The organism is Pseudomonas sp. SCT, assembly GCF_003864275.1.
In the GTDB taxonomy this organism is placed as follows: domain Bacteria; phylum Pseudomonadota; class Gammaproteobacteria; order Pseudomonadales; family Pseudomonadaceae; genus Stutzerimonas; species Stutzerimonas stutzeri_AE.
Genome location: NZ_BDJA01000005.1, coordinates 24,640 through 49,257, shown reverse-complemented (window position 1 = coordinate 49,257; position 24,618 = coordinate 24,640). Strand labels below are relative to the sequence as shown.

Annotated in this window: 28 protein-coding genes and 1 riboswitch; of the genes, 4 read left to right on the top strand and 24 right to left on the bottom strand. The window is 64.3% G+C overall.

What is annotated here, in order from left to right:
* The 9 genes from BHD08_RS13690 to btuB form a co-directional block, all read right to left on the bottom strand.
* Nucleotides 1-1,458, bottom strand: coding sequence for a cobyric acid synthase (locus tag BHD08_RS13690; RefSeq protein ID WP_125022937.1), 1,458 nt, complete (start codon nt 1,456-1,458; stop codon nt 1-3).
* The gene (cobD, locus tag BHD08_RS13685; RefSeq protein ID WP_015277753.1) at nt 1,455-2,444 is read right to left on the bottom strand and encodes a threonine-phosphate decarboxylase CobD; all 990 of its coding nucleotides are present in this window, start codon (nt 2,442-2,444) and stop codon (nt 1,455-1,457) included. Before cobD ends, BHD08_RS13690 begins: the two co-directional genes overlap by 4 nt.
* Complete coding sequence (gene cbiB, locus BHD08_RS13680) at nt 2,437-3,348, bottom strand: adenosylcobinamide-phosphate synthase CbiB (protein ID WP_125022935.1); 912 nt, start codon at nt 3,346-3,348, stop codon at nt 2,437-2,439. The genes cobD and cbiB overlap by 8 nt, the downstream gene beginning before the upstream one ends.
* Nucleotides 3,345-4,145 (bottom strand): cobalamin-binding protein, encoded by an 801-nt coding sequence (locus BHD08_RS13675; protein WP_125022933.1) that lies wholly within the window; start codon nt 4,143-4,145, stop codon nt 3,345-3,347. Before BHD08_RS13675 ends, cbiB begins: the two co-directional genes overlap by 4 nt.
* Nucleotides 4,142-4,789, bottom strand: a complete 648-nt coding sequence (bluB, locus tag BHD08_RS13670; RefSeq protein ID WP_125022931.1) for a 5,6-dimethylbenzimidazole synthase — start codon at nt 4,787-4,789, stop codon at nt 4,142-4,144. Before bluB ends, BHD08_RS13675 begins: the two co-directional genes overlap by 4 nt.
* The gene (locus BHD08_RS13665; protein WP_125022929.1) at nt 4,786-6,078 is read right to left on the bottom strand and encodes a cobyrinate a,c-diamide synthase; all 1,293 of its coding nucleotides are present in this window, start codon (nt 6,076-6,078) and stop codon (nt 4,786-4,788) included. Before BHD08_RS13665 ends, bluB begins: the two co-directional genes overlap by 4 nt.
* A 137-nt stretch (nt 6,079-6,215) precedes the next feature.
* A complete protein-coding gene (gene cobO / locus BHD08_RS13660) occupies nt 6,216-6,827 on the bottom strand; it encodes a cob(I)yrinic acid a,c-diamide adenosyltransferase (protein ID WP_044316366.1) in 612 nt (203 codons plus the stop codon).
* The gene (locus BHD08_RS13655; protein WP_125022927.1) at nt 6,824-7,393 is read right to left on the bottom strand and encodes a hypothetical protein; all 570 of its coding nucleotides are present in this window, start codon (nt 7,391-7,393) and stop codon (nt 6,824-6,826) included. The genes cobO and BHD08_RS13655 overlap by 4 nt, the downstream gene beginning before the upstream one ends.
* A gap of 46 nt (nt 7,394-7,439) precedes the next feature.
* Nucleotides 7,440-9,305: a TonB-dependent vitamin B12 receptor gene (gene btuB, locus BHD08_RS13650; RefSeq protein ID WP_125022925.1), complete on the bottom strand. Its 1,866-nt coding sequence runs from the start codon at nt 9,303-9,305 to the stop codon at nt 7,440-7,442.
* A 118-nt stretch (nt 9,306-9,423) separates the two neighbouring features.
* Nucleotides 9,424-9,641: riboswitch (cobalamin riboswitch) on the bottom strand.
* 144 nt (nt 9,642-9,785) lie between these two features.
* Between btuB and BHD08_RS13645 the strand changes: the two genes are divergently transcribed.
* Nucleotides 9,786-10,589 (top strand): metallophosphoesterase, encoded by an 804-nt coding sequence (locus BHD08_RS13645; protein ID WP_125022923.1) that lies wholly within the window; start codon nt 9,786-9,788, stop codon nt 10,587-10,589.
* Between the two features lie 24 nt (nt 10,590-10,613).
* Here BHD08_RS13645 and nhaD read toward each other — a convergent pair whose 3' ends face one another.
* The 15 genes from nhaD to ttcA all read right to left on the bottom strand — a co-directional run bounded on the left by nhaD (nt 10,614) and on the right by ttcA (nt 22,224).
* Complete coding sequence (gene nhaD / locus BHD08_RS13640; RefSeq protein WP_125022921.1) at nt 10,614-11,867, bottom strand: sodium:proton antiporter NhaD; 1,254 nt, start codon at nt 11,865-11,867, stop codon at nt 10,614-10,616.
* 187 nt (nt 11,868-12,054) lie between these two features.
* Nucleotides 12,055-12,579, bottom strand: coding sequence for a C40 family peptidase (locus tag BHD08_RS13635; protein ID WP_125022919.1), 525 nt, complete (start codon nt 12,577-12,579; stop codon nt 12,055-12,057).
* 76 nt (nt 12,580-12,655) lie between these two features.
* Nucleotides 12,656-13,288: a C40 family peptidase gene (locus BHD08_RS13630; protein WP_015277764.1), complete on the bottom strand. Its 633-nt coding sequence runs from the start codon at nt 13,286-13,288 to the stop codon at nt 12,656-12,658.
* Nucleotides 13,289-13,355: 67 nt separating this feature from the next.
* A complete protein-coding gene (locus BHD08_RS13625; protein ID WP_125022917.1) occupies nt 13,356-14,120 on the bottom strand; it encodes an NAD-dependent protein deacylase in 765 nt (254 codons plus the stop codon).
* Nucleotides 14,121-14,254: 134 nt separating this feature from the next.
* Nucleotides 14,255-14,545: a cyd operon YbgE family protein gene (locus BHD08_RS13620; RefSeq protein WP_125022915.1), complete on the bottom strand. Its 291-nt coding sequence runs from the start codon at nt 14,543-14,545 to the stop codon at nt 14,255-14,257.
* A 5-nt stretch (nt 14,546-14,550) separates the two neighbouring features.
* On the bottom strand, nt 14,551-14,655 hold the full coding sequence (gene cydX, locus BHD08_RS13615; protein WP_003292563.1) for a cytochrome bd-I oxidase subunit CydX: 105 nt from the start codon (nt 14,653-14,655) through the stop codon (nt 14,551-14,553).
* A 48-nt stretch (nt 14,656-14,703) separates the two neighbouring features.
* Nucleotides 14,704-15,846 (bottom strand): cytochrome d ubiquinol oxidase subunit II, encoded by a 1,143-nt coding sequence (gene cydB / locus BHD08_RS13610; RefSeq protein WP_015277767.1) that lies wholly within the window; start codon nt 15,844-15,846, stop codon nt 14,704-14,706.
* Nucleotides 15,847-15,856: 10 nt separating this feature from the next.
* Complete coding sequence (locus BHD08_RS13605; protein WP_125022913.1) at nt 15,857-17,497, bottom strand: cytochrome ubiquinol oxidase subunit I; 1,641 nt, start codon at nt 17,495-17,497, stop codon at nt 15,857-15,859.
* Entirely contained in the window at nt 17,494-17,673 is a 180-nt protein-coding gene (gene cydP / locus BHD08_RS13600; RefSeq protein ID WP_015277769.1) for a cytochrome oxidase putative small subunit CydP, read from the bottom strand. The genes BHD08_RS13605 and cydP overlap by 4 nt, the downstream gene beginning before the upstream one ends.
* Nucleotides 17,674-18,001: 328 nt before the next feature.
* A complete protein-coding gene (locus BHD08_RS13595; protein WP_041757037.1) occupies nt 18,002-18,556 on the bottom strand; it encodes a putative natural product biosynthesis protein in 555 nt (184 codons plus the stop codon).
* A 108-nt stretch (nt 18,557-18,664) separates the two neighbouring features.
* Nucleotides 18,665-19,030, bottom strand: coding sequence for a DUF2946 family protein (locus BHD08_RS13590; RefSeq protein ID WP_125022911.1), 366 nt, complete (start codon nt 19,028-19,030; stop codon nt 18,665-18,667).
* 58 nt (nt 19,031-19,088) lie between these two features.
* On the bottom strand, nt 19,089-19,760 hold the full coding sequence (locus BHD08_RS13585) for a DNA-3-methyladenine glycosylase I (protein ID WP_125022909.1): 672 nt from the start codon (nt 19,758-19,760) through the stop codon (nt 19,089-19,091).
* A gap of 76 nt (nt 19,761-19,836) precedes the next feature.
* Nucleotides 19,837-20,910, bottom strand: coding sequence for a 3-deoxy-7-phosphoheptulonate synthase (locus BHD08_RS13580; RefSeq protein WP_125022907.1), 1,074 nt, complete (start codon nt 20,908-20,910; stop codon nt 19,837-19,839).
* 265 nt (nt 20,911-21,175) lie between these two features.
* Entirely contained in the window at nt 21,176-21,304 is a 129-nt protein-coding gene (locus BHD08_RS23230) for a hypothetical protein (RefSeq protein ID WP_017244708.1), read from the bottom strand.
* A 95-nt stretch (nt 21,305-21,399) separates the two neighbouring features.
* Nucleotides 21,400-22,224 carry a tRNA 2-thiocytidine(32) synthetase TtcA gene (gene ttcA / locus BHD08_RS13575; protein WP_015277775.1) on the bottom strand — a complete coding sequence of 275 codons (825 nt, stop codon included), beginning with the start codon at nt 22,222-22,224 and terminating at the stop codon, nt 21,400-21,402.
* Nucleotides 22,225-22,357: 133 nt separating this feature from the next.
* Between ttcA and BHD08_RS13570 the strand changes: the two genes are divergently transcribed.
* From BHD08_RS13570 to BHD08_RS13560, 3 genes are all read left to right on the top strand, one after another.
* The gene (locus tag BHD08_RS13570) at nt 22,358-22,951 is read left to right on the top strand and encodes a DNA-J related domain-containing protein (RefSeq protein ID WP_125022905.1); all 594 of its coding nucleotides are present in this window, start codon (nt 22,358-22,360) and stop codon (nt 22,949-22,951) included.
* A gap of 139 nt (nt 22,952-23,090) precedes the next feature.
* Nucleotides 23,091-23,690: a Yip1 family protein gene (locus BHD08_RS13565; protein WP_015277777.1), complete on the top strand. Its 600-nt coding sequence runs from the start codon at nt 23,091-23,093 to the stop codon at nt 23,688-23,690.
* 187 nt (nt 23,691-23,877) lie between these two features.
* Entirely contained in the window at nt 23,878-24,579 is a 702-nt protein-coding gene (locus BHD08_RS13560; protein WP_125022903.1) for a Yip1 family protein, read from the top strand.
* The last annotated feature ends 39 nt before the right edge of the window (nt 24,580-24,618 follow it).

The following is a 24,618-nucleotide window of genomic DNA, read 5'->3' as shown; positions in this document are numbered from 1 at the left end:
TCAGCCTCCAAGCCCGCAAAGCGCGCGTAATCGCGGGGTATCCAGATGCATCTCGACCAGATCGGCCAGGCGCTCGATCTCGCGTTCGCGCAGCGCGTGGTAGTCGACGGTCTGCACCGCGTCGAGCCCGGCCCAGCGCAGCAGCGCCGCACAGGCCTCGGGCCCTTCGAACAGGCCGTGCAGATAGGTGCCGAGGATCTGTCCATCGGCACTGATGGCGCCATCGCAGCGCCCGTCGTCCAGTCGCACCGCTGGCTGCTCGAGGGCCGGGCCACTGCTGACGCCGGCATGGATTTCGTAGCCGGTAACGCGGGCGCCGCCCGGCAGCAACCGGCCGGTGACGTTGCGCAGCTGTTTTTCAGCCTCGAGCACGGTGGCGATATCCAGCAGGCCGAGCCCTGCGCTTTCGCCCGCCGCGCCTTCCAGCCCGAGAGGATCGGCAATGCGCGTGCCGAGCATCTGCAAGCCACCGCAGATACCCAGCAGCTTGCCGCCATAGCGCAGGTGCTTCCAGATGGCCGTCTCCCAACCATTGGCACGCAGCCAGGTGAGGTCGGCGCGCACGCTTTTCGAGCCGGGCAGGATGATCAGATCGGCGGCGGGAATCGGCTGGCCGGGACCGACGAATTGCAGGTCTACCTGCGGGTGCAGGCGCAACGGGTCGAAATCGGTGTGATTACTGATCCGCGGCAGCACCGGCACTACCACCTTCAGCGCCTCGCCGGTCTTGCCGGACTGGCGCACGTCGATGGCATCCTCTGCCTCCAGATGGAAATCCATCAGATACGGCAGCACGCCCAGCACCGGCTTGCCGGTGCGTTGTTCCAGCCAGTCGAGGCCGGGCTGCAACAGCGCTATATCGCCACGGAAACGGTTGATGACGAAGCCCTGCACCCGCGCCTGCTCGCTTTCCGAGAGCAACGCCAGGGTGCCGACCAGATGGGCAAACACGCCGCCCCTATCGATATCGGCGATCAGGATCACCGGGCAGTCCACCGCTTCGGCGAAACCCATGTTGGCGATGTCGCCGGCGCGTAGGTTGATCTCCGCAGGCGAGCCGGCGCCCTCGACCATCACCACGCGATAAGCCGCGGACAGCCGGCGATGCGAGTCGAGCACCGCCTGCATCGCCACGCGTTTGTAATCGTGGTAGGCGACAGCGTCCATGCTGGTGACCGCGCGGCCGTGGATGATCACCTGGGCACCGATGTCGCTGTTGGGCTTCAACAGCACCGGGTTCATGTCGGTGTGCGGCGCAAGATTCGCCGCCTGCGCCTGCACCGCCTGAGCCCTGCCGATTTCGCCGCCATCGGCGGTCACTGCGCTGTTGAGTGCCATGTTCTGCGGTTTGAACGGCACCACCGCGACACCCTGGCGTGCCAACCAGCGGCACAGCGCCGTCACCAGCGTGCTCTTGCCGGCATCCGAGGTGGTGCCCTGCACCATCAGCGTGGTCATGGATGTTGCTCCCTGAAGGATTGCAGCGCCTGATCCAGGCGCGCCCAGCCGACATCGGTCGGCAGGCCGAAGCGCAGGCTGGAAGGCTGAGCGAAAAGCCGGGTGAGAATGCCGCGACGGGCGAGAAAGTCATGCAAGAGCGCGGCGTCGGCGCTGACCCACCACTGGAACAGTGCGCAGCCACCGAGCGGCGCCAGCTCGTGGCGCCGCAGCAGATCAACCAGACGCTGGCCGTCGCAGTGCAGGCATTCGCGCTGACGCTGTTGAGCGGACTGATCAGCCAGCAGCTCGGCAGCGAGCTGCCGGGTCGGGCCATTCACCGTCCAGGGCCCGAGCAGCCTGGCGAGGGAACGCAGCAGGCCGGCATGGGCCAGGACGAAGCCCAGTCGCGCGCCGGCCAGGCCGAAGAACTTGCCAAACGAGCGCAACACGATCAGCCCCGGCAGGTGGCTGTGCGCAGCCAGGCTGTGCTCGGGCGTGCAGTCCATGAACGCCTCGTCCACCACCAGCCAGCCGCCGTAGGCTGCCAGGTCGCTGCGCCATTCGAGCAGCCGTTGCGGTGCGACCAGCTGACCGGTGGGGTTGTTCGGGTTGACCACCACCAGCACGTCGAGCTGGTCCAGGGCACGCGGTACGCTGGCCTCGCAGAGCTCGACCACGCGATGACCGGCGCGGCGCCAGGCCTCGGCGTGCTCGGCATAACAGGGAGAGATGATGCCGACTCGTGCCGAACCGCGCAGGCGCGGCAAGGCCTGAATCGCACTCTGCGAACCGGCCACTGGCAACAGCGCACGCGCGCCATAGCACTGTCGGGCCGCCGCTTCCAGGCCATCATCGGGCTCCGGCAGGCGTGTCCAGGCGCCGCTGGAAATGCTCGGCAACGGCGGATGATAAGGGGCGATACCGGTGGAAAGGTCGAGCCAATCCGAAAGCGGAATGCCGTAGCGCTGCGCCGCTGCGCGTAGACGTCCACCGTGCTCAAGCATAGAGCCAGCCACCGAACAGCAGCGCCAGCAGCCAGACGCCGACGCCCGCCCAGACCAGATCCAGCGCATGCTCGATATGCCGCGCCTGCGGAGCCTTGCCCCGCCCCAGCTCGGGCCGCGCATGCACTTCACCGTGATAAATGGCGGAGCCGCCCAACACCACACCCAAAGCTCCAGCCCCGGACGCCATCACCGGACCGGCGTTGGGGCTGTCCCACAGCGGCGCCTGGGTGCGCCAGCAGCGCAGCGCGCGCCGGGTTCGCCCAAGCAATGCATAGGTCAGCGCAACCAGCCGCGCCGGCAGGTAGTTGAGCAGGTCGTCGATGCGCGCCGCGGCCCAGCCGAAGCGCTCGAAGCGCGCGTTGCGATAGCCCCACATGGCATCCAGCGTGTTGCTCAGGCGGTACAGCACCACACCCGGCGCACCCGCGACGATAAACCAGAACAGCGCGGCGAACACCGCGTCGCTGCCGTTCTCCAGCACCGACTCGGTAGCCGCGCGGGCCACGCCCTCCTCGTCCAGCTGCGTGGTGTCCCGGCTGACGATCCAACCTACGCGGCGTCGCGCCTCTGGCAGATCGTTTCGCCACAGCGCCTGCGCCACCGGCATTGCATGCTCGCCCAGGCTGCGCAAACCCAGGGCCAGATAGAGCAGCACGATCTCCACCAGCCAGCCGACACTCGGTAGCAGGCTTAGCAGCCAGGCCAGCAAGGTCAGTGGTAGCACCGCCAGGCACCAGGCGGTCACCCCGTGGCTGCGCCAGCCGCGCGCCGCAGCCCCGTTGAAATGCTGTTCCAGGCGATCGGCCAGGCGACCGAAGGCCACGAGTGGATGCGCCCGCTTCGGCTCGCCAAGCAACGCATCCAGCAGCAGCGCCGCGCTAACGGTGAGGAAAAGACTCACTCGGCCCTCTGCGCACAGGCACTGATCAGCGCATGCAGCTGGCGTACGCCGTCTGTCAGCACCGCCGGGCCGGGGTTGAGGATGTCCGGCGACTTGATCTCGTGCAGCTGGCCCGTGCGCACCGCTGGAATCGCCTGCCAGCCCGGCCGGGCCGCCACCTGCTCCGGCCGGAAGCGGCGCCCGCACCAGGAGCCGACGATCAGCTCCGGCGCGCGGCGCACCACTTCCTGCGGGTCCTCGATGATCCGGTCCTTGGCGCGCTTGCATGAGGCCAGCTCGGCGAAGCAGTCCTCGCCACCGGCCAGTTCGATCAGCTCGCTGACCCAGGCGATGCCGGAGATCAGCGGCTCGTTCCATTCCTCGAAATACACCCGCGGCCGGCGCGGCAAGGCGGCGGCGCTGGCGCGGATGACGTCCAGCCCCGCCTGCAGTTCAATGGCCAACGCCCGCGCGCGCTCGCCGGCGTGCACCAGCGCACCGAGGGTCTTGATCATGCGCAGGATGCCGGCGATGTCGCGCTGATTGAACAGGTGCACTTCCAGCCCTTCGCGCGCCAGCTCGGCGAGCATGTCGCCCTGCAGGTCGCTGTAGCCGAGCACCAGGTCCGGTTCCAGGGCGAGAATCTGCTCATGCTTGACGCTGGTGAAACCGCTGACCTTGGGCTTCTCCTTACGCGCCTGCGGCGGCCGCACGGTGAAGCCGGAGATGCCGACGATGCGCGCCTGCTCGCCAAGCAGGTACAGCGTTTCGCAGGTCTCGGTGGACAGGCAGACGATGCGCTGCGGCCCCTTGCTCATTTCGCCTCCCAGGCATTCTCGAAAACCAGTTCGTGCAGCGGTCGTGGCGTGGTCCAGCCTTCCAGTGCCAGCATCGGTGCCGGGTAGAACTCATGCACAGGCCCGAGGCAGAGGATCGCCACCGGCTTGGCGCCATCCGGCATGCCGAGCAAGGCAGCCAGCGCGGCGGGATCGAACAGTGACACCCAGCCCATGCCCAGACCTTCCGCCCGCGCCGTGAGCCAGAGGTTCTGGATCGCGCAGGCCAGCGAGGCGAGGTCCATCTCCGGCAGCGTGCGGCGGCCGAAGATATGTTGCTCGCGGCCATCCATCAACGCGGCAACCAGCAGCTCGGCACAATCCTCGATGCCTTCCACCTTGAGCCGCATGAACTCGGCGGAACGTTCGCCGAGCGCCTCGGCCGTGCGCTCGCGCTCCTCACCGACCAGATCGGCGATGGCCGTGCGCAACTCGGCGCGGCTAATGCGGATAAAGCGCCACGGCTGCATCAGGCCGACGCTGGGGGCCTGATGCGCGGCCAGCAGCAGCCGCGACAGCAGCTCCGGCGCCACCTCGCCGCCGGCGAAATGGCGCATATCGCGGCGCTCACCGATGGCGCGATAGACCGCCGCGCGCTCCTGCTGGCTGAAGGCATGCGCGCTCATGGCTTGAGCAGCGCCGCGGCGGCTGACGGATCGGACGGCAGGTAAAAGTGGATATAGGAGGCCGTCAGCCGGCCATCTCGATAAACCGCTTCGGCTGTGCGCTTGTAGTTCGGACACTCGCCGCGAGCCAGCGGCTCGAGTGGCGACTCCAGCGCGGAATGATGGAACGTGTGGCCGCGCAGCCGCCCTTCCGGCAGCTCAACTTCCTGCAACGCCAGCGCAGTCAGACGCTTCTGCATGCGCGCCTCCCCGGGCAGCAGGCCGAGCATCTGCGCGCGCTCGTCGCCGCGGTCGGTCAGTCCGTCGAGCAGGTAGAGCATGCCGCCGCACTCGGCGAGGATCGGTTTGCCAGCCGCATGGTGCGCGCGAATCGCCTCGGCCATCGGCCCGTTGCGCGACAGTGCGCGCAGATGCAATTCGGGATAACCGCCCGGCAGGTACAGGCTGTCCACGGCCGGCAAGCGGGCGAAGCGCAGCGGCGAGAAGAACAGCAGCTCGGCGCCCAACGCCTGCAGCAGGTCGAGATTGGCCTGGTAGAGAAAGGCGAAGGCGGCATCGCGTGCGACACCGATGCGTACACCCGCCAGCAGGGGTTCGAGCGACGCGCTGGCCGGCGCGGCGAAGCTAACCGGGGCAGGCAACTCGGTGTCCGCACTGAGCGCCAGGGCATCGGCCGCGGCATCCAGACGGGCGTCCAGATCAGCCAGTTCCTCGGCCTGCACCAGGCCCAGGTGTCGGCTTGGCAGCTCCACCTCGGCGCTGCGCGGCAGGGCGCCGTACCAGCGGATCGCCTGCGGCAGGCTGTCGCGCAGAATCTCGCCGTGCCGGGCGCTGCCGACCCGATTGGCCAGCACGCCATCGAACGGCAGGTCCGGCTGGAAGCTGCTCAGCCCGTGCGCCATGGCGCCGAAGGTCTGCGCCATGGCCGAGCCATCGATGACCGCCAACACCGGCACGCCGAAGCGCCGCGCCAGATCGGCCGCCGAGGGCGAACCATCGAACAGGCCCATCACCCCTTCGATCAGGATCAAGTCGGCCTCGCCCGCCGCTTCCCAGAGCAGGCGCCGCGACTCCTCTTCGCCGACCATCCACAGATCAAGCTGATAGACCGGCCGCCCGCTGGCACGCGCGAGGATCATCGGGTCGAGGAAGTCTGGCCCGCACTTGAACACCCGCACGCGCTTGCCCTGCCGCGAGTGCAACCGCGCCAGAGCCGCAGTGACGGTGGTCTTGCCCTGACCGGAAGCAGGTGCGGCGATCAACAGCGCCGGGCAGTTTCTACTGGTCATCGCGGTCTCTCCTGCTGTTCATCGCGATTCCTCTCGTTTCGCCCATGCGTCGCGCGCAAGGAAGTGCCGCGCAGACAGTACATCCAGTACGGCAAGCGGCGCTGACGCAGCGCCCGGCGCAGGGGTGAGCGGGAGCATCAGAACTCGACGCCTTTCTGCGCCTTGACCCCCGCCTTGAACGCGTGCTTGATCAGGCCCATCTCGGTGACGGTGTCCGCCGCCTCGATCAGCCCGTCCGGCGCGCCACGGCCGGTGACCACCACGTGCTGCAGCAGCGGCCGCGACTCGATGTCGGCGAGCACCGGTGCCAGCTCCAGATAGCCGTACTTCAGGGCGATGTTCAGCTCATCCAGCACCACCAGGCCGATCTCGGGATCGGCCAGCAGCTCGGCGGCAACAGCCCAGGCTTCGCGGGCCTTGGCGATGTCACGCTGGCGATCCTGGGTTTCCCAGGTGAAGCCCTCGCCCATCACGTGGTAGCGAACCTCGTCCGGAAAGCGCCGGAAGAACGCCTCCTCGCCGGTGCTGGCCGCGCCCTTAATGAACTGCACCACGCCGACCTTGATGCCATGGCCGAGCGCACGCGCCACCATGCCGAAGGCCGAGCTGCTCTTGCCCTTGCCGTTGCCGGTGTGCACCAGCAGCAGGCCGTACTCGTCCTGCGCCTCGGCGATCTTCTCGTCGATCAGCGCCTTCTTGCGCTGCATGCGCGCCTTGTGGCGATCATCGCGTTCGCTCGATTCGCTCATACGCGGGCCTCGTCACGCTGCCCGGCCCAGGCGCGCAGGCCGACAAAAAGCACCACGGCCACGCCGACATACAGCGCCAGAGTCGACAGGTAGCGCGGGTAGTAGGTGGCGATTCGGTCGGCCAGCAACATTAGACTCGGCTCGGGGTAGCGCCCGGAGAAATAGAGGAAGCCGCCGCCAGAGAACAGATAGCAGACGAAGGCACTCGCCATCACGCACAGCGCCAGAGTTGCCAGGCTGCTGAAATGGTCACGATGCCAACGGGCGTAAAGCCGGCCGCCCAGCCACAGCGAACCGTACGCCGGCACCAGCATCCAGTAGGCCGGCGACATGCACCAGTCGCTGACACCGGCCCACTGGATCGCGGCGAAATCCAGTAGCGAGGCCTCGAGAAACAGTGCCGGAAACACCCACTTCGGCCGCACCAGCACGCCGGCGAGGAAGAACACCGCCCAGGATGCGCTCGGCAGGTTCACGCTGGCGAAGTGCTGTCCGCGGGTCATGGCCAACAGCGCAGCGAGCGCTAGGCCCACCAGCAGCTGGTATCTCGGGGCAAGCTTGATCATTGCAATCTCCTTCTGTGGGCGCGGGCGACATGCCCGCGCCGCGGTCTTACAGCGCCTGGTAGCGCACGGTCAGGTAAGCGGCCTGGCCGGGCTGGTTGTAGCCCTCGGCGGTTTCGTAGTCGGCGTCGAGCAGATTGGCGACGCGTGCCTGCAGGCGCCATTCAGGGGTGATGCGGTACTCGCCGCGCAAATCGAGGGTGGCGTAACCGGACAGCTCCTTGGTGTTGGCGAGGTCGTCGTAGCGCTGTCCCTCGGCGTGCAGGCTGGCCCCGATGCTGAAGGCACCGAGCCGGCGGTCGAGGTCAAGGTTGAATAGCTGCTTGGCCCGGCGCGCCAGTTCGTTGCCACGGTTGGCGCCGGCGGATCGGTTCTCCGGTTCCAGCAGGCTGTAGTTGGCATTCCAGTCCCAGCCGAGCAATTGGCTGCCGAGCACCAGCTCGACACCGCGAATGCGCGCTTCCTGCACGTTCGCCGGCGCGAAAATGCTGGCGTCATAGGCGATGAGGTCATCAACCACGGTGCGATAGGCATTCACTGCCCAGTGGCCCCAACCATGCTGCCCGGCAAGGCCGACTTCGAGGCTCTCGGAGGTCTCGGCATCCAGCGCCGGATTGCCATAGTCGGGGAAGTACAGCTCGTTGAAGGTCGGCGCCTTGAACGCGGTGCCGTAGCTGATGGTGCCGCGCAGCCAGTCGGTCAGCGCGTAGCCGTAGCCGATGTTGCCGGTGTCGTGCTGGCCGAACTGCTCGTTGTCGTCCCGACGCAGCGACAGCTGCCAGTCATGGCGGCCGACCCCGCCCAGGTACTGAGCGAAGTAGCCGTCGTTGTCCCGGGAATCCTCGGCATACGGCGTGGTGCCGTTGACCTCGTCGCGCTGGTGATCGGCACCCAGGATCAGCGTATGCCCCGCGGCCAGCTCGATATCGTTCTGCCAGCTGAGCGTGTCGCGACGGCTGTCGAAGCGTGAATAGAACTGCCCGTCCTGATAGGCATCGGATTTGTCTTCGCTGCGCCCGGCCTCCAGCGTCACCAGCCAGGGTTCCAGCGGGCTGAAGCGCGCACGGGTGCCGAAGACCCTCGACTCACCATCGGCATTGGCGCCGAAGCCAATATTGCGTTTGAGTTTCTTGCTGTAGGAAACCTGGTCGTAGTCGTTATGGGATTTGGCCTGCAGCAGGTTCGCGTCCAGCTCCAGGCCGTTGTCGAAGCGGTAGCCGGCGCTCAGCGTCGCGGACAGGTTGCGATAGCCGTCGGCGTCGTTTTCGTAGCCACTGGTACCTGCCGACTTGACGTTGATGCCGTCGGTATCCGAACCGCTGACGCCCAGGCTGTACCAGCCACGACCGTCGCCGCCAGACACGCCGGCACTGCCAGTGTAGGTGTCATGAGTGCCATAGCCGGCGGAGAAGAACGGCTTGACGCCCTGCCCCTGGCCCTTGCGGGTGAAGATCTGGATCACCCCGCCGATGGCTTCCGAGCCGTACAGACTGGAACGCGGACCGCGCACCACCTCGATGCGCTCGATCAGCTCCAGCGGCAGATCCTGCAGTGCGGCACCACCGGCCGTTACCGAGCCGATCTTGATGCCATCGATCATTACCAGCACGTGATCGGACTCGGTGCCACGCATATACAGTGACGTGGATTTTCCCGGCCCGCCGTTGTTGCTCAGCGAAACACCGGGCAGCTGCCTGAGCAACTCGGGCAGCGAGGTCGCCTGGCTACGCTCGATCCGCTCACGGTCGATCACGGTCACCGCAGCGAGGCTTTGTTGAGCCGTCTGTGCGGTGCGGGTGGCGGTCACCACCTGTTGCTGGAGATCCAGCGGGGCTGCGGCCAGCTGGCCGATGGAAAAGGGGAAACTGCCGAGCAACACATAGGCCGCTGGCTTGAAACGGGGCTTGCAAGTCAAGGTACAGGTCTCCGTCGTGCCCACCCGCACGACTGAAAGTCGACGAAGACAGACGGAGGAACTGCAGAAGAGAAGTGAATACCACGAAGGATACGCACCCGCCCAGCGCCCGCCGCACTGTCAGTGAAATGCGACAGGCCGGTCTCCGGGCTTGCGAGCGTACGCCTTGCGGCGTCCCGAAACCGCGCCTTCCCATGCGTTGAGCACAGTGGCTTTTAGGGTTTCTCGACTCGCCTACCGTTGCGGGGGCAGCGCCGGAATCTTCGTGAGAATGGACCGGCTTCCCTGTTTCACCCCTCCTTTGCCAAGGGGGGCACCTGAGGCGACGCGGAGGTTAGTCCAAGGCCGGGCTTGACGCAACCGCGGGGTTGTCGCAGCGCCCTGCAATCTTCGCTTGCATCTCGCCGCTTGGAACGGCGGACGCCGAAAGGCTTCGAATGCAACAATGCCCCGATCAGCCAGGACCCGTATTCGACGCCCATGACCAGCATCGTGCAGATTTCCGATACCCATTTCGGCACCGAACAAGCCAGCGTGGTTCAGGCGCTGGAAGACCACATACGCGAACACAGCGCCGACCTGCTGGTGTTCTCCGGCGACATTACCCAGCGCGCCCGCCGCGAGCAGTTCGCCAGTGCCGCCGCCTTCGTGCAACGCGTAGAAGCCAATGGGGTGCGCGATACGCTGGTAATTCCGGGCAATCACGACATCCCGCTGTACAACGTCTTTGCCCGCCTGTTCACGCCCTACGGCAATTACCGCCGGCACTTTGGCGATCAGCTGGAGCCGGTATTCGAGAACGACGACATGCTGGTGATCGGGCTGAACACCACCCATCCTCGTCGGCACAAGGACGGCGTGGTGACGGCACGGCAAGTGGAGCGGGTGGCGCAACAGCTGGCCGCTGGCGATCCGGGAAAGATCCGCATCGTGGTGGCGCACCAGCCGTTCGGCGCGATGGTGCCGAGCGATCTGCGCAACCTGCAGCACGGCGCCGAGCCCGCGCTGCAACGCTGGGCCGAGCACGGCCTGGACCTGGTGATGGGCGGACACATCCATCTGCCCTATGTGCTGCCGTTGTCCAAGCAGTACACCGGCCTCGCGCGGGAAATCTGGATGGTGCAGGCGGGCACCACGCTCTCGACCCGCCTACGCGGCACCTCGCCGAACTCCTTCAACCGGCTGAAGTTGCATCCCGGACAACAGAAGAAGGTCTGCGTCGAACGCTGGGATCTGCTCGAGGACCGTTTCGTACTGGGTTCGCACTTCAATCTGAGCTGGTGACCCTCGGCACGCTTGGCCGGGCCATCAGCCCATCGAGAGACCGATCAGATACACCCCGGCGAAGCCGATGTTGAAGGCGATAAACAGGTAGAGCATGTGCCGCAGGTAGGTGCCAAAGGTCAGCCCCGGCACCTTGCTCATCGCGACAATACCGGAGGCCGAACCGATCACCAGCAGCGAACCGCCAACCCCGACCGCATAGGTCAGCACCATCCATTCGGCGACCCCCATTTCCAGTCCGGACTTGAGCAGCGCGGCGGTCAGCGGCACGTTGTCGATCGCCGCGGACATCACACCCATCAGGTAGTTGGCCACCACCGCCGGCACTTGGTCATAGATGTGCACCAGCCCGTCGAGCACACGAATCTCCTTGAGCATGCCCACCAGCAGGAGGATGCCGAGGAAGAAGAACAGCGTCTCGAACTCCACCTGGCGCACGTATTCGAGGATGGGGTCGGAATCGTTGTCGTCACTAAAGAAGCGCGCAACGAGGAACATCACCGACAGCCCGGCAAGAAAGGTCAGCACTGGCGGAATCTGGAACAGGAAGTTGCCAACGATGGTGCTGAGAATGGTGCACAGGAAGATCAGCGCAATCGCCACGTCCACGCCACGCACATCGTTGCGCTGGCCCTGCACCGCCACCTCCCCCTGCATGCCGATCGACAGCATGGCGGCCAGCACCATCACCGCGATAAACGCCGGCACCGCCAGCACCAGCAGCTGGAGGATCGCCACCTTGCCAGCGAGGAAGATCATCAGCGTGGTGACGTCGCCGGTGATCAGCGCGACGCCGCCGGAGTTGACGGCGAATACCACCAGCGTGGCGAACTTGATGGTCTTCGCCCGATCGAGCTGCAGCGACAGGATCAACGTGATGGAGACCAGCGTCGCGGTGATGTTGTCAGCCAGGGAGGAGAACACAAAGCAGAAGGTCGCCGTGAGAAACAGCAAGGCCCGCTCGCTGATCCGCTTGGGCAGGACGAGATAGATCAGGTTCTCGATCATGCCCTTCTTATTCAGGTAGGCGACGAAGGTCATCGCCGCCACCAGGAAGATCCACAAGCCGGCAATCTCGGCGATGTTCTCGTTGAGGCTTTCGAGCACGGTTTCCCGCGCCTCGCCTGCCGGGGCGAAGATGAACAGCAGCAGCCACGCCAGAGTGCCGAAGAACAGCGTCACCTTGGCCTTGTTTACATGGGTTATTTCTTCGAGCACGACACCAAGCAGTGCCGCCACCGCCAGTGCGATCAGCACGTACGTCAGCAATACAGGCATAACTCACCTAATGGGAAAGCAGGGAAAAGGGCTTGTGCACAGCGGGCTGCGCACGGAAGGAAAATTGGGCAGCGCATGGTAGCCAAACGCCGAGATGAACGAAATCACCGCATGTCAAACGGAGACTGTTTCAGGATGTGATTTCAGAAGACGCAGTGCGTAGGGTGGCGAGGGCGCGAGTACCGACTTAGGGGTTGCGTGCCAACTGCTCGTGATCGAGCACGCGCTTGGCGCCCAGGTAGTTTTTCTGCCAGTAACTGGCGCCGAGGCTGTCCAGGCGTACCGTGCCACCGGACGACGGCGCATGGACGAAGCGGTCCTGCCCCACGTAGATACCGGCATGGCTGACGCGCCGGCCACCGCTGGTAGCGAAGAACACCAGATCACCAGGCTGCAGAGCATGGCGTCGTACGGCCGGGCCGCGCAGATTGCTCATTTCCTGAGTGGTGCGAGGAAGGTTGATGCCGGCAGCCCCGCGATAGACATAGCCGATCAGGCCGCTGCAATCGAAGCCACTGTCAGGTGTATTGCCACCCCAGCGATAAGGCGTGCCGACCAGGCCGAGCGCACTGAACAGCACATCCTCGGCAACACCCGGCATGGGGTGGGAGGTAGCGGGTTCCTGAACGACTGGCGGCGCCGATGGCTTACCGGCACAGGCGGCCAGCAGCGCAAAGAGAACGACAAGCGTGAGGCGGGCCAGGTAGTGCATAGCAGAGCGGTCCAGGCAAATGAGCCATCACTCTGCCGGCATGCGGGGCGAGACGCAACCCCCGCAAGTCGCCCAATCAGCGTTGAACCGTGTGCGGCTCCAGGTCGGTAGCCAGTGCCAGGACGCGTTTGGCTTCCATGTAGCTGGCGCGCCAATACTTGTCATCGAGACTGTCGACCCGAACCCCGCCACTGCGACTGCTGGAGGCATGGATGAACTGGTCATCGCCGATGTAGATGCCGGCGTGGCTGACGCGACCGCGGCCGCGGTTGTTGAAGAACACCACGTCACCCGGCTCCAGCTCGTTACGCTTGACCACCGGCGCGTCGAGATTGATCAACTCGCGGGTGGAACGTGGCAGCTCGAGGCCGGCCTCCTTGCGGAACAGAAAGCCGACGAAGCCGCTGCAGTCGAAGCCGGTCTTCACCGAACTGCCGCCGAAGCGATAAGGCGTGCCGACCAGCGTGAAGCCGCGCTCCAGAATGCTGTCAGCCAGCTCCGGCAGCTGGTATTCGTGCTCGTCGGTGAGCTCGGCCAGCGATTCTTCTTCGCTCTTGTCGAGCGCAGCGAAGTCGAAACCAGCCAGGGGATGATTGTGCGACAGCCGAGGCGATGTGATCTGCTGCTCGGTCTGTACGGGCTGGCCGGCACATGCGGTCAGCAGGGCGATAAGTGCGAGAGGCACGAGGGGTGCGAAGCGTTGGCGCATGGGCACGACCGTGTCGGTGATTTCAAAGTGCCGGCGACTATGCCTTCTATCGCTTCGATGATCAAATTTAATCGGACGAAATGTGACGGATTAAATGCGACAAAACGTCTACGGCCCTTCCTTCCAGCCGCACGTCGGCGAAGGGGCTGATATCGGTCGGCTGTAGATTTACCTCGCCGACGAAGCCCCCGCTCTGCCGGGCTTGCCAGACCGGTTCGAGGATGTAGCCGAAGCTCGCCGTAGTGCCGACTACCAGCACGGCATCAAAGCCGATACGCGACTGCTCCTGCAACCTAGCCAGAGCGTTCGCCGGCAGCATTTCCTCGAACAGCACCACCGCCGGACGCAGCACGCCTGCGCAGCCCTGGCAACGAGGCGGCAACGGCTCGTGCAAAAGCGACCCCAGCGGCCGCACATCGGTTTTGCCGCATGCCATGCAGGACAGCGGTGCCAGCTGGCCGTGAATCTCGATCAAGCGTTCCGGCGGACTGCCGGCGCGGCGGTGAAAGCCATCGATGTTCTGCGTCAGCACCCAGGTGCCCGGCTTGCGCCGCTGCAGCTCGGCGATGGCGAAGTGGCCCGCGTTGGGTTCGGCCGCCAGGCAGGCACGCCCGATCTCGGCGAGATACTTCCAACACAGCGCCGGATCGCGCTGCAAGGTCGGCCCGGACAGCGCGACCTCGATTGGCAGGCCGTCCTCGGTCGCTCCGTTGTACAAGCCGCCAAGACCGCGATAAGTCGGCAGCCCCGAATCGGCGGAAAGCCCGGCCCCGGTGATGATCAGCAGGCGTTCAGCAGCGCCCAGCGCCTGGGCAACCTTGTCGATATTCATGAACAGCGGTCGGCTCAAGTCGACTGAAGAAGGCCGCAAGCTGGTGCTAGCGGTGCCCGATGGCCGCGCCGCGGCCACGACTTCAGACTACGGAAGCCGACCCATGACTGCAAAGCGGAACGCCCGCAGCCGATCTACAAGCCCAGCGACATATCGAAAAGCACCGCATAGCCCATGGCACAGAACAACCATGCCGGCAGAGGCCCAAGCAGCCAGCGCCAGCCCCACCACTGCGGCACGAAACCGACACCATGTACGAAGCCGGCGGAAATGCCCCACATCACCAGCATCAGCTGCGGATGACTGTAGCCGCCCTGCCCGTCCAGCATCGCGGCCGGATGGATCAGCAGCACCAGCGCCAGCGGCGAAGCCAGCAGCAGCGAGAGCAGCCGCCCGCCCGCGCCGTAAGCGCTTCTTGCCGCCATGCTGCTCACGGCTCGGCGTCCAGGTCCTGCGTGGCTTCCAGCCACAGCGCATTGATGATGCCGAAGCTGCAGGCCAGCAGCACACCGAGAATCCAGGTGAAGTACCACATAAGTCGTTTCTCCTTGGCTGGGCGAGCACAGGGGCCCGCCCTGCTCAGTCAGTACAGGCCGTGGGGATTGGCTTCGATGGTTTTCTGATTGAGTCGGCCCCACATCCGCACGTAGCTCCACAGCGTGTAGCAGAGGATCAGCGGCACGAAGATGCAGGCTACGACGAACATGATGCCCAGGGTCTTCTTACTCGACACCGCATCCCAGATGGTCAGGCTCGACGCCGGATCGAGACTGGACGGGAAAACGAACGGGAACAGCGCGAAGCCGGCGGTACAGATGCTGCCGACGATCATCAGGCTGGTGCCGACGAAGCTCGCACCGCCGCTGTTGCGACTGGAGCCGAGCAGGGCCAGCAGCGCACCGAGAATGCCCGCGACCGGAGCGATCAGCGTGATCGGATAGCGACCATAGTTGCCCAGCCAACCCGCATTGTCCTGTACCACCTGCTTATCCAGCAGCGGATTGAGCGCGGCCCCCGGATCGGTCACTGACAGTTGGGTAAAGCCCTGGACACCAAGCATCAGCCACAACCCGGCAGCGAGGAAACCAACCAGAAATACCAGCGCGCACAGGCGTGTCGCCTGCCGCGAACGCTCGGCCAGGGCGCCATCGGTGCGCAACATCAACCAGGCGCCACCGTGAGCGCTGAGCATGCTCAGGCTGACGATGCCGCAGAGCAACGCAAAGGGGTTGAGCAGCGCGAAGAACGAACCCTGGTAGGTCGAGCGCATCAGCTCGTCGAGCTGGAACGGCAGACCGAGGAACAGGTTGCCGAAGGCCACGCCGAACACCAATGCCGGCACCGCACCGCCGACGAACAGTGCCCAGTCCCAGGCGCTGCGCCAGCGTGGGTCTTCCACCTTGCTGCGGTAGTCGAAGCCCACCGGCCGGCAGAACAGCGCGAACAGCACCAGCAGCATTGCCCAGTACAGTCCGGAGAACGCGACCGCGTAGACCATCGGCCAGGCAGCGAACAGCGCGCCGCCCGCAGTGATGAACCACACCTGGTTGCCATCCCAGTGCGGCGCGATGGTGTTGATCGCCACGCGCCGCTCGTTGTCGGTCTTGCCGACAAAGGGCATCAGCGCCATGGCGCCCATGTCGAAGCCATCGGTCAGGGCGAAGCCGATCAGCAGCACGCCGATCAGCACCCACCAGACGAGTTTGAGAACCTCGTAATCGAACATATCGTTTACCTCACACTGCGGTAGGTTCGGGGGGCACATCCTTCGCGACAGTCGGCGCGGCGACCGCGTCGCGCCGCCGCTGCACCTGACTGGCGGCGATAGCCTCAAGCTCGAAGTGGTAGCGTCCGGTATGCAGACTGCTCGGCCCGAGACGGGCGAAGCGGATCATCAGGAACATCTCGATCACCAGCAGCAGGCTGTAGAACGCCACCAGGGCGATCAGCGAGCCCCAGATATCCCCCGCGGCCAGCGTCGAAGTGGACAGATGGGTCGGCAGCACCTCGGCGATCGACCAGGGCTGACGGCCATGCTCGGCGACATACCAGCCGGTCTGCGCAGCGATCCACGGCAGCGGCAGGCTGAACAGCGCGAACCTGAGCAACCAGGGTTTGCGCTCCGCATCGCGCTTGATCGATGCCCAGCTCGCCAGAGCAAACAGCAGCAACATCAGGAAGCCAGCGGCGACCATCACCCGGAACGTCCAGAACAGGCTGAACACGTTGGGAATCGTGTCCAGCGCAGCAAGCTTGATCTGCTCCTCGCTGGCATCGACCACATCCGCGGTGTACTTCTTCAACAGCAACCCGTAACCCAGGTCGTGCTTGACCTCATTGAAGGCGGCGATGGCCTCGGCCGACTTGTCGCCGCTACGTAGCACCTGCAGCCGCTCGTAGGCGAGCATGCCGTTGCGGATGCGCAGCTCATGCTCGGCAACCAGCTGCTTGATGCCCTTGATTTCCTCGTCCACCGAACGAGTAGCAATCAGGCCGAGTGCGTAGGGAATCTTCACTTCGTAATCGGTGCGCATCTCCTGCTGGTTGGGCAGGCCGAACAGGGTGAAGCCGGCCGGCGCCGGGTGGGTGTCCCACTCGGCCTCGATGGCGGCCAGCTTGACCTTCTGCACGTCACCGATCTCGTAGCCGGATTCGTCGCCGAGGATGATCACCGAGATCGTCGAAGCCAGGCCGAACACCGCGGCGATGGCGAACGAACGGCGAGCAAAGCCCAGGTCGCGCTTCTTCAATAGATAGAAGGAAGAAATCGCCAGCACGAAGATCGCCCCGGTGACGTAGCCGGCCGAGACGGTATGCACGAACTTGACCTGCGCTACCGGGTTGAACAGCAGCGCGCCGAAGTCCACCAGCTCCATGCGCATGGTCTCGAAGTTGAACTCCGAGCCGACCGGGTTCTGCATCCAGCCGTTGGCGATGAGAATCCATAGCGCCGAGAGGTTCGAGCCCAACGCCACCAACCAGGTCACCGCCAGGTGCTGCACTTTGCTGAGGCGATCCCAGCCGAAGAAGAACAGGCCGATAAAGGTCGATTCGAGGAAGAACGCCATCAGCCCCTCGATGGCCAGCGGCGCACCGAAGATATCACCGACGTAGTGGCTGTAGTAGGCCCAGTTGGTGCCGAACTGGAACTCCATGGTCAGCCCGGTGGTGACGCCCAAGGCGAAGTTGATGCCGAACAGCTTGCCCCAGAACTGGGTCATGTCCTTGTAGACCTGCTTGCCGGTCATCACATAGACCGACTCCATGATCGCCAGCAGGAACGCCAGCCCCAGGGTCAGTGGCACGAAGAGAAAGTGATACATCGCCGTCATGGCGAATTGCAGGCGTGAAAGATCTACAACGCTTTCCGAGATCATCTCGGCCCTCCCTCGGGATTGGCATCCCGTTTATCAAGCAAATGTTCGGCAACACGTACCGAACCGTTCTCGGGAATGCTGGGAGCATCGAACCAGACGTTTTTTATGGTTATGAGGATCGCGACCTTGACCAGCAGCACCAGCACGATGTCCCGCCTGAGCGATGACTTGAACATGCCTACCTCCTTGCTCGCCCGCCCCGGCGCATTGCGCCAGGACAGCATGCTGCGATTGAAGGCCCCCTTTGGGGTCGGGAGCCGAAACCTGAACGCAGCAGTCCAGGCTCAATCGCGGCGCCCCGGTCCCACCCGTGGAAGCAGTGCTCGGGCTCGGGGCACGCAAAGTGTCCTGCCGCCCCCTTGCCGCCACAACTGCGACAGCCTGCCTCACCTGTGCGGGGCCGCTGCGCTTCACGTGCCGCTTCGCTTGAAAAGCATAGACGCACGGGTTGGCGATATGGGGCAGCGCGGTACCGAAACACCGCCATGCGGCATCCTGTCGCGCTCATGGCACGCGCAACCAGCGGCGAAAGCCATTGCCAGCAGTGGTCGATAACGGGCTCCAGGCGAAATCCCATGGCGCCGGGGGCAGCTCTTCCTCTTCCGCAGCAAGCAGACGCGTGCCTGGTCGCACCCGTGGTTTCCAATCGAAGACGTGCTCGCTGCCGCCGCGCCAGCCGAGCACTATGCCTATAGCCGGGCTGTCATCGCTGGCGACCCAGCGTGCGGCGGCGGCAAGCATCATGGCCTCGATATGCTCCGGCTCGACCAGCTCGCGATAATCTGAGGCCAGCAGCCAGCGGCAGACGCCGAGGTGGAAGGTCCAGTCCAACGCCAGCTGGCAGCCGTAGGCCCAGGTCATGAACTGGCGAAAGATCTCCAGCCCCTCGGGTGGGTCAAGCTTGAGCAGCCGCGGGCAGACATCGAACAGCGCATGCCAGTACGGCAGCAACTTGGCATCCAGATGCACGAAACTACGGGCGTTGCTGGGGTAATCGGGAAAAGGCAGCCGATAGCTGACGCGGCTGTCGGCGCGGGTGAATCGTTCCATCATGGTCATGCTGAAAGCCCCTGAATCTGACAGTGCCATCGGAAAACTCCGACAGTGATCCGTCCATTTCGCCGCTACACAGCGGCCGAAGGACGGGCGGAACTCGTCAGTGGGGTTTCAGGGCGCGCGGGGATTCAGCGCCGGCCAGTGATGCCGCGCTCCGCACCACGCTCGCTGCGGCAAGGGTGTCGCGCCTGCTCCGCGGCGGCCAAGCCAGGCCAACGCGAACAGCGCGACGATCGCGAACAGAACCGAACTGCACAACGGGCAGTCCAGCGCATGCTGAGACAGGTCATGCACATCGGTGGGAAGTGAAACGGGGCCAGCCGACTTATCGCCAGTGACGCAGAAAGCGTCCTGCCCCATGGCCAGCCCAAAGCCCACATGAGTGGCGTGGTTCAGGCTGCAGACAAATGCATTGAGCAGGATGCAGGTGAGGAGCACCCATAGGATCTGCGCACGCTTGTCTTTGACGATGGTCATGTTTCGACTTTACACCGCCCGCGTCACGACGGCGCTGCGCTAAACCGTCGCAGCCTCGTCAGTGGTTGACGGTGAATGCCAGCATCGCCGAAAGCTGGCACAGCGGACGGTCGCTGTCTGCCTGCCACTGGTTGAATGCAGCCTGCACCGCGGCTTGGTCGCGCTGACTGCTGGGCACCTTGTCGACGATCTGCTGTGCCTTGAGTGCTGCGACAACATCATTGCTGGGAACGAACGTGTCCTTGCCGGCCATGCGCAACAGCCGCGGAGCCGACAACCCGCCGAGTTGGCTGCCGTGCTTGGTCAGGTAACGCCAGAGACCGACGATGTCGCTGCTTGGCCAGTCGGCCAGCAGATTGCCGAAACTGCCCTTCTCCTTCGCCACGTCGAGCACAAACTGGGCGTTGCGCGGCACGCTCTTGAGCTTGCCCAAATGACGAATCAGCCGGGCGTCCTGCATCAGCCGCTCGATGTGCTCGCCACCCATCAGCACTACCTTTTCCGGATCGAAACCGAAGAAAGCCTGCTCGAAGGCCGGCCACTTGGCGTCCACCAGGCTGTGCTTGAGGCCGGCACGAAAGATGCGCAGGCTGATCAGCGAAAGGTAGCGATCATCCGACACGCCGCGCAGTTCATCGGCACTGCGCGGTTGCGGCAGGCGCGCCTCCAACGCCGCGGCCGAGCCGAAGCGATTGAGGCAGTATTCGTGCAGCCATTTGTAGTCTTGCATGGGTGGGATCCGGTGGTGACGGCAGCGGCACAGGGTGCCGACGACGGGCCCGTCCCGCAAGCCCGTCGCCCTCAGCTCAACCCCGTAACCGATGTGCCGCGTCACGCAGCATCTGCTCGGTTGCCGTCCAGCCCAGGCAGCCATCGGTAATGGACACGCCATAGCGCAACGCAGCGGAAAGCGGCTGACAGCCATCGAAAAGATGACTTTCGAGCATCACACCACGCAGGCTCGCGTCGCCGGCCAGGCGCTGTGCGATTACCGATTCCAGCACTTCTGGCTGGCGCAAAGGGTTCTTGCCGCTATTGGCATGGCTGCAATCGACCATGATCCGCGGCGCGATGCCTTGCTTCTCCAGCGCCCGGCGAGCGACAGCGACACTGGCCGCGTCGTAGTTGGGCGCGCCATGTCCGCCACGCAGCACCAGGTGGGTATCCGGATTGCCGCGCGTCTGCAGCAGCGCCGGATGGCCGAGATCATCGATACCGAAATGCTGGTGCGGATGCTCGGCCGACCGCATTGCGTCACAGGCGATGCCCAGACTGCCGTCGGTGCCGTTCTTGAAGCCCACTGGCAGGTCCAGCCCACTGACCAGCTCGCGATGAATCTGCGATTCACTGGTACGTGCACCAATCGCCGCCCAGCCGAGCAGGTCGTCGAAGTATCCGGCCGCCAGCGGCTGCAGCAGCTCGGTGGCAATCGGCAGACCAGTCTCCAGAATATCCAGCATCAGCCGCCGCGACAGGTGCAGCCCTTCGGCCATGTTGCCGCTGCCGTCCAGATGCGGATCGTAGACCAGCCCTTTCCAGCCGACAGTGGTGCGCGGCTTTTCCACATAGGCGCGCATCACCAGCAGCAGCTGGTCGCTGACTTCGGGCGCGAGCGCGGCCAGGCGCTCGGCGTATTCCAGCGCGGCGACAGGATCGTGCAGGGAACAGGGTCCGACGACGACCACCAGGCGCGGATCGCGACCGTCGAGCACGGTGCGGATGGCGTTGCGGTCGTTGTGGGTGCGTGCAGCAAGGGCGTCGCTCAAGGGCAGACGCTGGCGCAGAACGGCGGGGCTTGGCAGCGGCTGCGCGCTGCGACGGGCGACGCTGGCTTCGGCGGTAGCGGGTTGTTTGGCAAGTACGGTGGCGGATGCATTCATGATCTGGCGGTTCCTTCTGCCGGCGCGGGTGGTCCGCGGCGGCGCTAGTCGGGTGTTCGTTCGCGAGCTGTCTGTTGGGCGTCGAAGCGGCTAAATCGCCAGTCGTAGCGGTAATAACGGTCGGTGCGGTAGGTGGTCATGGCGTGTTCCTCGTTGCGTTGGGCCATCAGGTGGCCGAAAAAACAAAACCCCCGGTCGGGTGGCCGACCGGGGGTTCGAAAACTGCTCTGGTGGCGACCCTGCTTGCTAGGGCGCCTGTGGGGTATCAGGCGCGCCTGTGGCTAAACCAATACCCAAAGTAATAACCAGCGGCGGCAACCTGCTGCCCACGAACGACCACGGTGCGAATGGCACCGGCATCGACAACGTTGAGGGCTACAGGGTTCAGGGACATGCTGATCTCCAGAAGATGACCGAACCATACTCCGCCGGGGCTGCGCCTTTCAACCGGCACGGCAAAGAAAGTGACTGGTTCGGCTGAGGGCCTGGTTACAGACTCATCACATCGACGAAGCGCGGCGTGGCACTGTCGTCGATACGCAGGCTCTTGAAATCGAACAGGTTGCGGTCGGCCAGTTGCGAAGGCACCACGTTCTGCAACGCGCGGAACATGATCTCGGTGCGGCCCGGCGACTTGCGCTCCCATTCCTGCAGCATTTCCTTGACCACCTGGCGCTGCAGGTTCTCCTGCGAGCCACAGAGGTTGCACGGGATGATGGGAAATTCCTTCATCTTCGAGTACGCCTCGATGTCCGCCTCGTTGCAGTAGGCCAGCGGACGAATCACTACGTTGCGCCCATCATCGGAGAGCAGCTTGGGCGGCATGGCCTTCAACGTGCCGCCGTAGAACATGTTGAGGAAGAAGGTCTCCAGAATGTCGTCGCGATGATGCCCGAGCGCCATCTTGGTCGCGCCGATCTCGTCGGCGAAGGTGTACAGCGTGCCGCGGCGCAGGCGCGAGCACAGCGAGCAGGTGGTCTTGCCTTCCGGGATCTTCTCCTTCACCACCGAGTAGGTATCCTTCTCGATGATGTGATACTCGACGCCGATGGACTTCAGATACTCGGGCAGCACGTGCTCGGGAAAGCCCGGCTGCTTCTGGTCCATGTTCACGGCAACGATCTCGAACTTGATCGGCGCGACCTTCTGCAGATAGAGCAGCACGTCGAGCATGGTGTAGCTGTCCTTGCCGCCAGACAGGCAGACCATGACCTTGTCGCCATCCTCGATCATGTTGAAGTCGGTGACGGCCTCGCCGGCCAGGCGGCGCAGGCGCTTCTGCAGTTTGTTCTGGTTGACCGAGAGGTTGCCCATGTCAGGTGTCCGGGTGAGATGCGAAAGGCGCGCATTTTACGCGCAAACGGTCACCGGCCCCAGCCCGTTCGCCGTTTGCCCATTGTGAACCAGCCACGTTCGAGCGCCTCGGGTGCTGTGCTAGGCTCGCCCGATGGACGACCTCTCCCCCGCACTGGATCTGCCAGACCACCTGCTCATATTGCTGCAGGACCAACCCGAAGGCTGCAGCGAATACGCGCTGATTCAACAGCTCAAGCGCCGGCACAGCACGCACATCCCCAATCTGCCGCTGACCGACAAGCTGGTGCTGTTTCGCACGCACTTTCTGGTCTTCAACGCACTTTATCTGTTGCGCGACCGCCTCTGGGCCGAGGCCAGCGGCCACCTGCAGATCAGCCCGCTGCACATCCAGTTACTGCCTTACATGAGTGCCAGCGCCGGGCTCAGCGAGCAGGACGCCTTGCGCGAGTACTATCTGGATCTGTCCAATCTGAAAGACACCGACGAAGACGACGTCGAGCGCCTGCTGGCGAGCTTCTGGACGCGCATGCAAGGCAGCGATGAGAAGCGCGCAGCACTAGAACTGTTCGAACTGGATCGCTCCACACAACCGCTTACGCTCGACGTCATCAAGCGGCGTTATCGTCAGTTGGTGGGACTGCATCACCCTGATCGAGGCGGCAGCACGCAGCGTTTGCAATCGATCAATCTGGCGATGGAAATACTCCAGCGCTATTACCGATGACGCGATAGCTTCGAAACGCTCTAACCCCGCTGATGCATCGGCGATTGGCATTCCTATACTGCGACATAAGGTCGCACGCGCCGTCCTCGATGACGACCGCCAGGCGAAGCGACCCTCCATAAACAGAGGAGACGCTGGCATGATCAATCACGTTTGGGGTTTGTTCACTCACCCTGGCCAGGAGTGGACCGAAATCCGCGGCGAGGAAGAAACCGTCAGCCACATGTACCTCACGCATGTGCTGCTGCTCGCGGCAATCCCGGCCGTGTCGGCTTACATAGGCGCCACGCAGGTGGGCTGGAGCATCGGCGGTGGAGAGCCGGTCAAGCTGACGCAAGCCAGTTGCATGCAGCTGGCGATACTTTCCTACTTCGCCATGCTGGCTGGCGTTGCTGTGATGGGGGGCTTCATCCACTGGATGGCGCGCACCTACGACGCCAACCCGACACTTACCCAATGCATCGTCTTCGCCGCTTACACCGCAACTCCACTTTTCATCGGCGGGCTTGCCGGACTCTACCCCCACCTGTGGCTCGGCATGCTGGTCGGTACGGCGGCGGTCTGCTACACGGCCTACCTGCTTTATGTGGGGCTACCGAAGTTCATGAACATCCCCGAGGACGAGGGGTTCATGTTCTCCAGCTCCGTACTTGCCGTGGGGCTGGTGGTGCTGGTGGCGATCATTGCGCTGTCGGTGATTACCTGGGGCATGGGCATCGGTCCGGTATACGTGCGCTGACTAACTGCAATCTTCAGCCAGGCCGCCTTCGGGCGGCCTTTTCGTTTGCCCAGCAGGCCGCGCATCGTGTCCCGTGACGAAACGCTCGAGCTGAATAGGGAAACCCTCACCGCATCTGCCGTTCTAAAGCCATAACGCCGCTGCCGACTTGTTCTCCAGCGGCCCTCAAGGCAGACGGAGACTCGGTATGATCCCGCACTTAGTAACTTTGCTCACCCGCCCCGATCAGGCGTGGGCCGACATTCGCCGCGACGAAGAGAAGAACAGCTCCAACTACCTTGTCCACTTGCTGCTCTGGGCCCTGCTGCCGGCGATCTGCATGTTCATCGGCACGCGCTACGTGGGCTGGAGCCTGGTGGAAGACGAGCGAATCTGGCTCGACACCCGCAGTGCCTTTCAGCTCAGCGCGCTGATCTACATCACCATCATTGTCGGCACCTTCATCATGGGGTTTTTCCTGCGCTGGATGTCGCGAACCTTCGACGCTCGACCGACGTTCAATCAGTGCGTGGGTTTCGTTGCCTATGTCATCACCCCGTTCTTCCTCGCCGGGCTTGGCGCGCTTTACCCGACACGCTGGATTGCGATCCTCGTGCTGGTAGCCGCCGGCGCCTACTCGACCTACCTGCTGTTCGTCGGCCTGCCGAAGTTCATGCGCATCGACAACCGCAACACCTTCCTCTACGGCGCATGCACCTGGGGCGTTGGCTTGCTGGTCTTGGTCAACCTGAAAGTGCCAATGATCCTGTTCTGGATGCTCGCGCTGGACCCGACCTACGAGCGCGATACTCCCCAGAATCAGAGCTATGGCTTCGAGGAGAACCGCCCGCAAGAGGAACCGGGCGGCGTGGATAATGAGCGTCGTTTCAATGAACGCCCCACCGAGTGACGAGCGATACTGCTCGGCCCGGGATGGTTTGGCATAATG

What these genes read in the sequence shown, in the direction of transcription:
- BHD08_RS13690 (WP_125022937.1), bottom strand. Translation starts at nt 1,458, where the DNA reads ATGACCACGCTGATGGTGCAGGGCACCACCTCGGATGCCGGCAAGAGC.
- cobD (WP_015277753.1), bottom strand. Translation starts at nt 2,444, where the DNA reads ATGCTTGAGCACGGTGGACGTCTACGCGCAGCGGCGCAGCGCTACGGC.
- BHD08_RS13675 (WP_125022933.1), bottom strand. Translation starts at nt 4,145, where the DNA reads ATGAGCAAGGGGCCGCAGCGCATCGTCTGCCTGTCCACCGAGACCTGC.
- bluB (WP_125022931.1), bottom strand. Translation starts at nt 4,789, where the DNA reads ATGAGCGCGCATGCCTTCAGCCAGCAGGAGCGCGCGGCGGTCTATCGC.
- BHD08_RS13665 (WP_125022929.1), bottom strand. Translation starts at nt 6,078, where the DNA reads ATGACCAGTAGAAACTGCCCGGCGCTGTTGATCGCCGCACCTGCTTCC.
- cobO (WP_044316366.1), bottom strand. Translation starts at nt 6,827, where the DNA reads ATGAGCGAATCGAGCGAACGCGATGATCGCCACAAGGCGCGCATGCAG.
- BHD08_RS13655 (WP_125022927.1), bottom strand. Translation starts at nt 7,393, where the DNA reads ATGATCAAGCTTGCCCCGAGATACCAGCTGCTGGTGGGCCTAGCGCTC.
- BHD08_RS13645 (WP_125022923.1), top strand. Translation starts at nt 9,786, where the DNA reads ATGACCAGCATCGTGCAGATTTCCGATACCCATTTCGGCACCGAACAA.
- nhaD (WP_125022921.1), bottom strand. Translation starts at nt 11,867, where the DNA reads ATGCCTGTATTGCTGACGTACGTGCTGATCGCACTGGCGGTGGCGGCA.
- BHD08_RS13635 (WP_125022919.1), bottom strand. Translation starts at nt 12,579, where the DNA reads ATGCACTACCTGGCCCGCCTCACGCTTGTCGTTCTCTTTGCGCTGCTG.
- BHD08_RS13630 (WP_015277764.1), bottom strand. Translation starts at nt 13,288, where the DNA reads ATGCGCCAACGCTTCGCACCCCTCGTGCCTCTCGCACTTATCGCCCTG.
- BHD08_RS13625 (WP_125022917.1), bottom strand. Translation starts at nt 14,120, where the DNA reads ATGAATATCGACAAGGTTGCCCAGGCGCTGGGCGCTGCTGAACGCCTG.
- BHD08_RS13620 (WP_125022915.1), bottom strand. Translation starts at nt 14,545, where the DNA reads ATGGCGGCAAGAAGCGCTTACGGCGCGGGCGGGCGGCTGCTCTCGCTG.
- cydX (WP_003292563.1), bottom strand. Translation starts at nt 14,655, where the DNA reads ATGTGGTACTTCACCTGGATTCTCGGTGTGCTGCTGGCCTGCAGCTTC.
- cydB (WP_015277767.1), bottom strand. Translation starts at nt 15,846, where the DNA reads ATGTTCGATTACGAGGTTCTCAAACTCGTCTGGTGGGTGCTGATCGGC.
- BHD08_RS13605 (WP_125022913.1), bottom strand. Translation starts at nt 17,497, where the DNA reads ATGATCTCGGAAAGCGTTGTAGATCTTTCACGCCTGCAATTCGCCATG.
- cydP (WP_015277769.1), bottom strand. Translation starts at nt 17,673, where the DNA reads ATGTTCAAGTCATCGCTCAGGCGGGACATCGTGCTGGTGCTGCTGGTC.
- BHD08_RS13595 (WP_041757037.1), bottom strand. Translation starts at nt 18,556, where the DNA reads ATGACCATGATGGAACGATTCACCCGCGCCGACAGCCGCGTCAGCTAT.
- BHD08_RS13590 (WP_125022911.1), bottom strand. Translation starts at nt 19,030, where the DNA reads ATGACCATCGTCAAAGACAAGCGTGCGCAGATCCTATGGGTGCTCCTC.
- BHD08_RS13585 (WP_125022909.1), bottom strand. Translation starts at nt 19,760, where the DNA reads ATGCAAGACTACAAATGGCTGCACGAATACTGCCTCAATCGCTTCGGC.
- BHD08_RS13580 (WP_125022907.1), bottom strand. Translation starts at nt 20,910, where the DNA reads ATGAATGCATCCGCCACCGTACTTGCCAAACAACCCGCTACCGCCGAA.
- BHD08_RS23230 (WP_017244708.1), bottom strand. Translation starts at nt 21,304, where the DNA reads ATGTCCCTGAACCCTGTAGCCCTCAACGTTGTCGATGCCGGTGCCATT.
- ttcA (WP_015277775.1), bottom strand. Translation starts at nt 22,224, where the DNA reads ATGGGCAACCTCTCGGTCAACCAGAACAAACTGCAGAAGCGCCTGCGC.
- BHD08_RS13570 (WP_125022905.1), top strand. Translation starts at nt 22,358, where the DNA reads ATGGACGACCTCTCCCCCGCACTGGATCTGCCAGACCACCTGCTCATA.
- BHD08_RS13565 (WP_015277777.1), top strand. Translation starts at nt 23,091, where the DNA reads ATGATCAATCACGTTTGGGGTTTGTTCACTCACCCTGGCCAGGAGTGG.
- BHD08_RS13560 (WP_125022903.1), top strand. Translation starts at nt 23,878, where the DNA reads ATGATCCCGCACTTAGTAACTTTGCTCACCCGCCCCGATCAGGCGTGG.